11 protein-coding genes are annotated in these 10,392 nt (G+C 32.1%); 7 read left to right on the top strand and 4 right to left on the bottom strand.

Annotated elements, in window-relative coordinates:
* Nucleotides 1–139 precede the first annotated feature (139 nt).
* Entirely contained in the window at nt 140–1,183 is a 1,044-nt protein-coding gene (locus tag B5X64_RS19990) for a serine hydrolase domain-containing protein (protein ID WP_079466896.1), read from the top strand.
* Between the two features lie 3 nt (nt 1,184–1,186).
* On the opposite strand, the gene B5X64_RS19995 is transcribed toward B5X64_RS19990, so the two are convergent.
* From B5X64_RS19995 to B5X64_RS20010, 4 genes are all read right to left on the bottom strand, one after another.
* Entirely contained in the window at nt 1,187–2,104 is a 918-nt protein-coding gene (locus tag B5X64_RS19995; RefSeq protein WP_079466912.1) for a helix-turn-helix domain-containing protein, read from the bottom strand.
* A 54-nt stretch (nt 2,105–2,158) separates the two neighbouring features.
* Complete coding sequence (locus B5X64_RS20000) at nt 2,159–3,061, bottom strand: SDR family oxidoreductase (RefSeq protein ID WP_079466897.1); 903 nt, start codon at nt 3,059–3,061, stop codon at nt 2,159–2,161.
* A 101-nt stretch (nt 3,062–3,162) separates the two neighbouring features.
* Nucleotides 3,163–4,080, bottom strand: coding sequence for a helix-turn-helix domain-containing protein (locus tag B5X64_RS20005; protein WP_079466898.1), 918 nt, complete (start codon nt 4,078–4,080; stop codon nt 3,163–3,165).
* A 42-nt stretch (nt 4,081–4,122) separates the two neighbouring features.
* Nucleotides 4,123–4,962, bottom strand: coding sequence for an SDR family NAD(P)-dependent oxidoreductase (locus tag B5X64_RS20010; RefSeq protein WP_079466899.1), 840 nt, complete (start codon nt 4,960–4,962; stop codon nt 4,123–4,125).
* Between the two features lie 166 nt (nt 4,963–5,128).
* Between B5X64_RS20010 and B5X64_RS20015 the strand changes: the two genes are divergently transcribed.
* The 6 genes from B5X64_RS20015 (at nt 5,129) to B5X64_RS20040 (ending at nt 10,309) form a co-directional block, all read left to right on the top strand.
* A complete protein-coding gene (locus B5X64_RS20015) occupies nt 5,129–5,965 on the top strand; it encodes a M23 family metallopeptidase (RefSeq protein WP_079466900.1) in 837 nt (278 codons plus the stop codon).
* A 13-nt stretch (nt 5,966–5,978) separates the two neighbouring features.
* On the top strand, nt 5,979–6,305 hold the full coding sequence (locus tag B5X64_RS20020) for a hypothetical protein (protein ID WP_079466901.1): 327 nt from the start codon (nt 5,979–5,981) through the stop codon (nt 6,303–6,305).
* A gap of 87 nt (nt 6,306–6,392) precedes the next feature.
* Nucleotides 6,393–6,743 (top strand): hypothetical protein, encoded by a 351-nt coding sequence (locus B5X64_RS20025; protein ID WP_079466902.1) that lies wholly within the window; start codon nt 6,393–6,395, stop codon nt 6,741–6,743.
* 11 nt (nt 6,744–6,754) lie between these two features.
* On the top strand, nt 6,755–7,621 hold the full coding sequence (locus B5X64_RS20030) for a GLPGLI family protein (protein ID WP_079466903.1): 867 nt from the start codon (nt 6,755–6,757) through the stop codon (nt 7,619–7,621).
* A gap of 163 nt (nt 7,622–7,784) precedes the next feature.
* On the top strand, nt 7,785–8,798 hold the full coding sequence (locus B5X64_RS20035; protein WP_079466904.1) for an SDR family NAD(P)-dependent oxidoreductase: 1,014 nt from the start codon (nt 7,785–7,787) through the stop codon (nt 8,796–8,798).
* A gap of 284 nt (nt 8,799–9,082) precedes the next feature.
* Nucleotides 9,083–10,309, top strand: coding sequence for a KAP family P-loop NTPase fold protein (locus tag B5X64_RS20040; RefSeq protein ID WP_228419041.1), 1,227 nt, complete (start codon nt 9,083–9,085; stop codon nt 10,307–10,309).
* Nucleotides 10,310–10,392 lie beyond the last annotated feature (83 nt).

Below are 10,392 nucleotides of genomic sequence, written 5' to 3' on the forward strand. Positions count from 1 at the left end.
AGAAAACTTAAGTAAAGATAGTGATTAACAGATTATTTCTAATAGGTGCGTATTAAAAAAATAGTAAATGTAAAAGATTTTAATAGCAATAAAAACATTCAAAAATGTATATTTGAAATTCTAAAAAATTCACAGAATAATGATTTCAAAAAAGATAATTTCTGCATTTCTTATTTTTTCTTTCACCGTCAATATTTTTTCACAAACTCATAAAAACTGGCAAAATAAAATTGACAGTATTATACAGATTGAGACACCTGTACATTTTAACGGAGTCATTCTGATTAATAAAAATGGGAAAACGGTTTATTCTAAAGCTTTCGGATTTTCAGAAATTGAAAATAAAACTCCGATGGAAATGAATGACCAGTTTGAAATCATGTCAAATACAAAACAAATAACATCTGTTTTAGTTTTAAAAGAAGTGGAAAAAGGAAAAATTGATCTTCACACTCCTATCAAAAAATATTTACCTTTTTTGAAACAAACTTGGGCAGATTCTGTAACGGTTCATCAGCTTCTGAATCATACTCATGGAATCGTGGATGTTGAAAAACCATTGGTTTTTAAGCCTGGAACTGATTTTAAATATGGAAATCTTTCGAATATACTTTTAGGAAAAATCGTTGAAAATGTATCCAAAAAAACATACCGAAAATTAGCTGCGAAATTGTTTAAACAACTTAAAATGAATGATACGTTCTGTTATTCAGCATCGGATAAACGACATCTGGTTTTTGGCTACATCAATAAAGAAAATAAATTTTCGAAAGTAGAAAATTCGATGATCAATGACGAAAATTTACCCGCAGACGGAGTTATTTCTACTGCACATGATTTAGTAATTTGGAATAACCAACTTCATAAAGGTAAAATTTTAAGTGCTGCATCTTATCGATTGATGGTCTCAGAATCTGCAAAATCACAGCACGATGTTTTTGGAAAAGAGAAAATGGGTTATGGTTACAATATCAGAATTGCTGAAACCAATGGAATACAATATCTTGGTCACACAGGATTAGGCGACGGTTTTTCTTCGCTGAATATTTATATTCCCAAAGCAGATTTACATATTATTGTTCTTGAAAATCAGATGAATGATAACAGCGATTTGTTTTATTATACTGAAAAATTAATTAAAGATATTATTTTTGAGAGTGAGCTCGTAAAGTCTTCCCGCTAAAATTTAATTAAAAGATTTCCTAAATTCTAAAGGCGAAATATCAGTTTTGGATTTAAATAATTTATTAAAAGATTGTGAATGTTCAAAGCCTAATTCGTAAGCAATTTCACTTACAGTAAGATCGGTTGTTGACAATTTTTCTTTGGCTTTTTCTATCAGTTTTTCGTGAATGATCTGTTGGGTCGTTTGTCCGGTTAATGATTTCAGCAGACTACGCATATATTGAGGCGACATATTCAGCTTTTCTGAGAGAAACTGAACACTTGGCAATCCTTGTTCTTTTATATCATCACTTTCAAAATAATCATTAAGAAGATTTTCCAGTTTTTCTAAAAACTGATGATGCGCTTTGTGGCGTGTAATAAACTGACGCTGATAAAAACGCTCAGAATACTTGAGAAGTGTTTCGAGTTGGGAAATTATAATATTTTGGCTGAATTTATCAATATTTGTCTGATATTCCTGCTTGATATTCTCGATAATCTGCTGAATTTTTATTTCTTCATCTTCAGATAAAAATAAAGCTTCATTTACAGAATAATCAAAAAACTCATATTTTTTGATCGCAGAAGCCATGGGTGTATTCCAAAGAAAATCCGGATGAATCATCAGCATCCATCCGGAAGGATTTTTACCTTGTTCTTCTCTTATTACACTTAAAATTTGATGTGGCGCCATACAAAACATTACGCCTTCATCAAAATCATAATCCTGTTGCCCATATCTGTATTTGTGAGTCATATCTCTTTTTACAGAAACCATATAAAAATCAAACATTAAATTTTGTCTACCAATTACTAACGTTTCTGCCATATCTTCAAAATTAATCACACTAATTAGTGGATGTTTTGGCTTTGGTAAACCTCGCAATGTATGAAATTCGGAAATGGTTTTTAATCTTATCGGTTGATTATCAGACATGATTGTAAGTTTTTTAGAATTTAAATCAAATTTCAAGAATAATAAAGATACAAATTATTGATGTTCAGTAAAATAAACAGAACCCTGCAAATCTTCCAGTAACGTTGGATGTTCAGGATTCCAGCCTAACGATCTTTTTGTTTCTTCGCTTGATGTTTTGTTATCTAATTTAGCAAAATGCGTAAACCATGAAAAATGTTCTGCTGCTTCTTCAGGATTAAGAGAAACAATTGGAATATTCAATCGATCTGCAATTTGTGTGGCAATTGTTTTCAAAGGAATTCCCTGTTCTGCGACAGCGTGATATCTTGTTCCTTTTTCAAATGGTTTTTCCAAAGCCAAACGGTATAATTTTGCAGCGTCTAACCTGTGAACAGCCGGCCAAAGATTATTTCCATCATTAATAACAGCCGAAACTCCTTTTTCTTTCGCAATTTTAATCAATAACGGAACAAATCCGATTACATCTCCTTTCCCATGAACAGACGGAGATAATCTTACAACGGCAACTTTTACACCTTTTGCAGCTACAGCATCTGCTGCATTTTCTGTTGCAATTCTTGGATGCGGATTGTCTGCTGAAAGATCATTTTCTGTGGTAATTCCATCTTTTGAAAAAAGAGCTGTACCTGAAGTAATGATAAAAGGACGATCGGTTCCCACTAAAGTATCACCAATAGTTTCGATCACTTCTTTATCTAAAGCGCACATTTCTTCAAAACGGGTAAAATCATGGACAAATCCTAAATGGATCACTGCATCCGAAACGGAAACTCCCGATTTTAGACTTTCAAAATCAGTTAAATCTCCACGATGCACCTCTGCGCCCGCTTCAGTTAATTTTTTTGCTGATTCTTCAGATCTCGCTAACCCTAAAACCTGATGACCAGCTGCTAATAATTCTTGTACTACAGCAGTTCCTACGAAACCTGTAGCGCCTGTAACAAATACTTTCATTTTTTGACTATTATTTATGATGCAAAGTTCAGTTTTCATCTGATAATCGATGTATCCAAAAAGTAGTTTGTTGTAGCCGAATAAATTTTAAGTTTAAAATTTTAATTAAATGATTTTCTGAATTCTAAAGGTGAAACCTCCGTTTTAGCTTTAAATAGTTTACTGAAAGACTGTGAATGTTCGAACCCTAATTCGTAAGCAATTTCACTTACAGAAAGCTCGGTTGTTGACAGTTTTTCTTTGGCTTTTTCAATCAGTTTTCCGTGGATGTGCTGCTGTGTTGTCTGTCCGGTAAGAGATTTGAGTAAGCTGCTTAAATAATTGGTCGAAATATTCAGCTGTTCAGCGATCAATTGCGCACTCGGAAGCCCGTTATTGATGATATTTTCACTTGTAAAGTATCCTTCAAGAAAGATTTCAAGCTTATCTAAAATCTGATGGTTGGTTTTCTTTCTGGTGATAAACTGCCGCTGATAAAAAGGTTCACAATAATTGAGCAAAACTTCAATCTGGGAAATGATGATATTCTGTGTAAACTGATCAATTCCAGACTGATATTCTTGTTTTATACTTTGAAAAATTCCAATCAGGATCTGTTCTTCTTTTTCCGAAAGAAATAAGGCTTCATTTACTTTATATCCGAAAAAATCATAATTGTGAATCTTTTTTGCCAAATCAGTATTCCACAAAAAATCGGGATGAAAAGCTAGAATATAACCGGAAGGTTTCTTCTCTTGACGACTGATGTCTAAACCGACGAGTTGTCTCGGAGCAATAAAAGATACCAATCCGCCATCGTAATCATATTTTCCTTGTCCGTAAGTCATTTTTCCATGAAGGTCACGTTTCAAACCGATAAAATATAAATCCTGAATCCAGTTAATTTTTGGTTCGTCGATCTGATAATTCACCAGACTGTAATCAACCAAGCTGATTAGAGGATGTTCCGGTTGCGATAATCCTGAAATTTTATGCAGTTCAGATATCGTATCGATGGTATATAATTTTCTTTTATTCATAATTGAAAAATGAGGCAGCAGAAAACTACTGCCTCTACAAATTTAGTAATCTGTTGATATACTCAGGTTTTTAAATTCTGAAATTTCCTGTTGAAGTGCAGTCAGTTTATTTCCTGCAAACTGAAATGCATCTGAACCCAACATTAAATGTACCGGCGGATTTTCCATTGAAGCAAGTTCTATCAAAACAGTTGCTGCTTTTTCAGGATCTCCAGGCTGATTTCCGTTGATTTCTTTTTCGTGAACCGTTTGAAGTTGTCTTGCTGCAGTGTATTCTTCAATTTCATTTTCAGGAGTTCTTAATGAACCGCCTGTAAGGAAATTAGTTCGGAAGTATCCGGGATAAACAACGGTTGCATGAAGACCAAACTCTTTTATTTCTGCCGCCAAAGCTTCAGTGAAACCCACTACTGCAAATTTGGTAGAACAGTAAATTCCCCAACCTGCAAAATCTCCTGTAAGTCCGGCAATTGAAGCGATATTAATGATACGTCCGCTTTTCTGAGCTCTCAAATAAGGCATTGCTTTTCTGATAACATTCAGTGAGCCAAAAACATTGGTGTCGAAATTTTTGCGGCTTTCTTCATCAGATAATTCTTCTAAAGTTCCCAACTGGCCGTATCCTGCGTTGTTGACAATTACATTAATTTTTCCAAAATACTCAACGGTTTTCTGAATGGCTTCAGCAACATTGTTTTCATTAATTAAATCCATTTCTAAAGGAAGGAAAGATTCACTTTCAGAATTGACTGCAGTTTTAAGTTCAGCAATATTTCTTGAAGTTGCGGCTACAGAATATCCTTCATTCAGTAATCTTTTTACTAAGGTTAATCCTAAACCTTTTGATGCTCCGGTTACAAACCATACTTTTTTTGTGTCCATTTTTTGATTGTTTTAATTGATTAATTTCTACACTGCAAAGTTGGAAAATGATGAAAAGACTGATGTGACCGAATCAAAGATTGTTGTAGCCAAAACTAAGATGCGAAAAGTTTAGTTTTCAAATATTTGTGATAAAAATGTTTATTTTTGATAAAAATACAATCGCATGAAATTTTACCAATCCATATTTTTTAGCTTGCTTTTTTGTTTTTCCTTTTGTGATGCACAGGAAATTCCGAAAGTGAAATTGAATCAGTTTAGAAATAGTTATAAACAAGATTATCGAAACGATACACTTTCCCTTAAAATCGAGAATCCATTAGCTTGTCCTTTAAGAATTAAAATTTTTTCTGATTATTTAAAAAATAAAAATTTAATTGATGATACCTTGAAAGTAATAGCCTATGAAAATTCTTTTGCTGAGATTAAGATATTCGCTAAAGATATCGATCTCAAAAAATTAGAACTTAAGATCAATCAGGCATTTGGTGATGATCGTAAAATAATAAAACAAAATAATCTTGCACTCCCCTTTCCTAAAGGTAAAACGTATCAAATTATGCAATCTAATAAAGGAAGCTTCAGTCATAATGATGATTATTCAAGATATGCTGTAGATTTTGAAATGAAAACTGGCGATACCATTACAAGTGCAGATGATGGCTTTGTTGTAGGGGTTATTAAAGATTATGAATATGGCGGGAACGATAGAAAATGGAGGGATTTTGCCAACTATATTACTATTTATCATCCTCAAAGCGGATTATTCACCCAATATGTACATCTAAAAAAAGACGGAAGCTTTGTGAAAGTTGGTGATGCTGTAAAAAGAAATCAACCGATTGGTTTGAGTGGAATGACCGGTTTTGCTTCCGGAGAGCATTTGCATTTTAATGTTTTAATTCCTGAAAAAGGAAAGACTTTAAAATCAGTTCCGTTCAGTTTTGAAAATAACCTTTCTTCACAAAGTTTAAAAAAGAATATGAAAGTGACAAACAAATAATTAATTTCAATCTATGAAAATAACCAAACACATTATCATCAGAATTTTGGCAGTAGCCGTTCCCCTACTTTTATTATATTTCTATTCTGAAATGGCTTTCGAAGCCAATCGACAACGAGAACACCGTACTGATGTAGGTTTAGGGATTGCATTTCTGGTTGTATTTGTTTTGATTATTCTGCTGGTGGGTTTTATTACAGATTCTATTATTAGGATTTATAAGAAACAATATTCTATTGCTATGATTAATGTCCCTTTTTTGCTTTTATTTTTAATTCCGGTCTTGTATATTTCTTGTCAGTTTTCGAGTGAAGCTTTTTACTGTCAATGTTTTAGTTAAAAATCTCTTAGAAATCATAAATAAATATTAAATTTTCCACAGCATTGAGAATTAAGTGTATTTTCGTTTTCATAAAATTGAATATATATGAAAAGACTTTTTACAATCTCAGGAATTTTTACACTCCTTTTATTTTCTCAAAATACTTTTGCGCAGGAAGTACAATCTGAACTTACAATGACCTATAAAGGAGATAACATCAAAAAAAATACTCAAGAACGCACAATTATTCTAAACGGAAATGTAATGCTAAAAACAAAAAACATTTCTTTGGCAAATGCCGAAAAAGTAACGATAGACGAGAAAAACAATATGGTTACCATTTACAATCCAAAAGATTTTAAAATACTGTATGCTAAAACGCTATCAAAAACAGGAGGAAGCAATAAAAATATAATCCTGTATAATACCAAAGAAGAAAGCATCACCTTTCAATAATCTTCACAAATATGAAAACAAAATTATCTATTCTGCTATTACTGATTACAGGCTTCTGTTTTGCACAATCTAATCAGTTCATTTATGAATATACTTTCAAAATGGATTCTTTAAACCGAGATAAATCTGATACTGAAAATATGATATTGCAGACTTCACCTAAAGGATCAAAATTTTACAGTCAGGTAAGAGCAGTTTTTGATTCTACCACTGCGGCAACTGTTGCAAGTGCAGTAATGAGTGGCAAAGATCATTTTGATTTCACACATTTAAAAAGAGGAAAAGTAGGCTTCGAAGTTCATAAAACGTATCCTGATTACAAAACGACCCTAAAGAAATCTATCGGTTCTACAGGACTATTGATAACAACGGATCAGAAAATCATCTGGAAAATTACAAATGAAAAAGATAAAGTTTTAGGTTACGATGTTCAAAAAGCTACGGCAGATTGGAGAGGAAGAAAATGGATCGTTTGGTTTGCTCCGGAAATACCTTTGCAGGACGGTCCTCATATATTTTCTGGGCTTCCGGGACTTATTGTTAAGATTGAAGATACAAAAGGCGATCATTCATTTAAGTTGATTGCAACCAAAAAGGTAAATGCAGTGCAAAAAGAAAATGAAAGCACAGTTATTTTTAAACCCAAAGATATCCCTATAAACGAAGAAAAATTCAGAAAACTCTGGAAAGAATATAAAGAAGATCCTGTGAAAGATTTACGTCAGATGCATGGCTCTTCAAGCGGTGCTGCCATCATATCAATGTCGCTTAACGGGGAGACTATTACACCGGAAGAAATTTTAAGAAAATCAGAAATCAGTTATAAAGAACAAATTAAGAAAGTAAATAATTTCCTTGAACTCGATTTATACAGATAAAACATTCGATTTAAATATTATTTCAAAAATAACACGGACAATTAAGTCAGTGTTTTTTGTTTTTATAAGTTGATTCAAAATTAATATCTCAGAAATTCCTATTTGGTGTAAAAATAGATAGGTAACTGGTAACACTTTATCTCAATATAAAAAATATCTCAATATGAAATCACAAAACAGTTTAGAAAAAAGAAGCCTTCGAGGCAAAACTGTCGTAGTCACGGGAGGAACCAGCGGAGTCGGAAGAGCTGCCGTTGAAGCGTTTGCTTTTGAAGGTTGTAATATCGTTATCGCAGCAAGAGGTCAGGAAGCTTTAGACGAAACATTAAATATCTGCAAAGATTTAGGAGTAAATGCTATTGCCGTTTCCACCGATGTATCGAAAGCTGAAGAGGTAGACAATCTTTTAAAAGCTGCTCTACAGGAATTTGGAAGAATTGATATCTGGGTCAATAATGCTGGCGTAATGGCAAGCGGGAAATTCGAAGAAATACCGATGGAGCTTCACGAGCAGGTTATTAAAACCAATCTTTTCGGATATATGCATGGAGCATATTCTGTTTTACCGCTTTTCAAGGAACAGAATGAAGGTATTTTGATCAATAATGTTTCAATTGGCGGATTTATGCCCGCTCCTTACAGTGCTGTTTATTCGGCAACAAAATTCGGAATCCGTGGAATGATGGAATGTCTCCATGGTGAAATTTCAGATTATCCCGATATTCATATTGCCAATCTGTATCCGCAAATCCAGAGATCAACGGGAAATATGCATTCGGCAAAGTTTTCAGGACTTGATTTTAAAATTCCACCGTTTGCATCAGACCCAAGAGATACGGCTGATAAAATCGTACAGTTAGCCAAAGAGCCACAGAAAGATCTTTTCCCAGACTTTAAATCAAGAGCCTTAGTGAATCTTTACGAAATGTTTCCAAAAGTGATTATCAATACCGCTTCTGCAGGAATGCGATTAATGATGAAGCTAAAAAACGCACCACCCGATTCCGGAAATGTACTTGAACCATCTTCAGAACCTCATCGGATTTATGGCGAAACCATTCTTCCCGTTCCCGGAAAGAAAACCAAAATTGCTTTGGTTGCAGGACTTGGGTTGGGATTAGCTTTTATGCTACTGAAATCAAAAAAAGCAAATAATGATATTTACCTGGAAGATTAATGATCAACTACGTCAGTTTGAGTAAAATTCTGAAAGAATTTGTATCGAAAACTATTTTAAAGCAAAAATTAAAACGAGAATCAGTAAAAGGTTCTCGTTTTAATTTTTGCTTTATTTAACTACCTGGATTAATTTTCTTTGAAAATTAATCCAACCCTTCAGAGAAGGGGAATTTATGCTGGTTGGATGATATTTTGTATAAATACGGAATATTTTAAATTTATGAGTGTTTATTCTTAGGACTACGGAAAACCTTATTGTTTATGAATATAGGTTAATTATATTTGAATATTAAATTTAAAATAAAAACTATGTCTTTGAAACATTTAGAGTTAGAAATAAACGAAGAAAATCCTTTTGAAAACTGTAAATTAGACAGAAGTAAATATGCAGCTGTTTTAACAAGTATTATAGAAAATTACTCGGAAGGTTTTGTAATGGCTATAAATAATAAATGGGGAACTGGAAAAACTACTTTTGTCAAAATGTGGGAACAAAGTTTAAAAAATTCTGGGTACGAAACAATTTACTTTAATGCTTGGGAAAATGATTTTGATAACAGTCCATTAACGGCATTAATTGGAGAATTAAAAATGCTAAGACCCACAGATAATCAAAATTTTAAAAAAGTTATTAGTACTGCTGCTAAGCTATCAAAAAATATTGCACCAGCATTAGTTAAAGCTATTTTAAATAAATATCTTGATTCAGAAATTTTAGTAGATACTCTAACAGATAGTGTAAAAACAGGAACTGAAATTTTTGAGGACGAGATAAAAGAATATGCTGACAGAAAAAAATCAATTACAGATTTTAGAAATGAATTGTCACAATTTGTTTCTAAAAATTCTGTTGGAAAACCGTTAATATTTATTATAGATGAGCTTGACAGATGTAGACCAAACTATTCAGTTTCTCTTTTAGAGCAAGTAAAACATTTTTTTTCTGTAAAAAATATTGTTTTTGTACTATCAATTGATAAGGAACAATTAGGAAATGCCATTTGTGGTGTCTACAATTCTGATAAAATAGATTCTTCAGAGTATCTGAGACGATTTATTGATATTGAATATTCTATTCCTGAACCAAAAAGTGGAGAGTTTTTTAATTATTTATTTGACTATTTTGATTATAATTCTTTTTTTAATTCTAATGAAAGATTACAACAATATGAATTTAAATATGATAAAGATAGTTTTGTTTCTACCTCAAAACTATTATTGCAAAAATGTAATTTAAGAGAATTAGAAAAAATAATGGCAACTACAAGGATGACATTAAGATCATTTTATCAAAATAGCTACGTAATGCCTGTTTTTTACATTTATTTAATTTTTATAAAGTTTATTCACAATTCATACTACAAAAACCTAATTTCTAAAAACCTTACATTGTTAGAGGCTCAAAATGAATTTTATAATATTATAAAGCCATATCTAAATAATGATAATAAAAGACATTTTATACAAATTGAAGGATTACTTTTATTTTATTATAACGAACTTGTTTAAACTTATTTAGAAAAAGAGTTTCCAGAAAATTAGCAATTTAGAGTTGCAAAAAAAAAGAACTAAAATCTGGAACTCATAAGCAA

This window comes from Chryseobacterium balustinum (genome assembly GCF_900168205.1).
GTDB classification, from domain to species: Bacteria; Bacteroidota; Bacteroidia; order Flavobacteriales; family Weeksellaceae; genus Chryseobacterium; species Chryseobacterium balustinum.

Bases quoted from the DNA above. Each gene is read 5' to 3' on its own strand.
- B5X64_RS20020 (WP_079466901.1), top strand. From the start codon at position 5,979: ATGAAAATAACCAAACACATTATCATCAGAATTTTGGCAGTAGCCGTT.
- B5X64_RS20030 (WP_079466903.1), top strand. From the start codon at position 6,755: ATGAAAACAAAATTATCTATTCTGCTATTACTGATTACAGGCTTCTGT.
- B5X64_RS20025 (WP_079466902.1), top strand. From the start codon at position 6,393: ATGAAAAGACTTTTTACAATCTCAGGAATTTTTACACTCCTTTTATTT.
- B5X64_RS20000 (WP_079466897.1), bottom strand. From the start codon at position 3,061: ATGAAAGTATTTGTTACAGGCGCTACAGGTTTCGTAGGAACTGCTGTA.
- B5X64_RS20035 (WP_079466904.1), top strand. From the start codon at position 7,785: ATGAAATCACAAAACAGTTTAGAAAAAAGAAGCCTTCGAGGCAAAACT.
- B5X64_RS19995 (WP_079466912.1), bottom strand. From the start codon at position 2,104: ATGTCTGATAATCAACCGATAAGATTAAAAACCATTTCCGAATTTCAT.
- B5X64_RS20015 (WP_079466900.1), top strand. From the start codon at position 5,129: ATGAAATTTTACCAATCCATATTTTTTAGCTTGCTTTTTTGTTTTTCC.
- B5X64_RS20010 (WP_079466899.1), bottom strand. From the start codon at position 4,962: ATGGACACAAAAAAAGTATGGTTTGTAACCGGAGCATCAAAAGGTTTA.
- B5X64_RS19990 (WP_079466896.1), top strand. From the start codon at position 140: ATGATTTCAAAAAAGATAATTTCTGCATTTCTTATTTTTTCTTTCACC.
- B5X64_RS20005 (WP_079466898.1), bottom strand. From the start codon at position 4,080: ATGAATAAAAGAAAATTATATACCATCGATACGATATCTGAACTGCAT.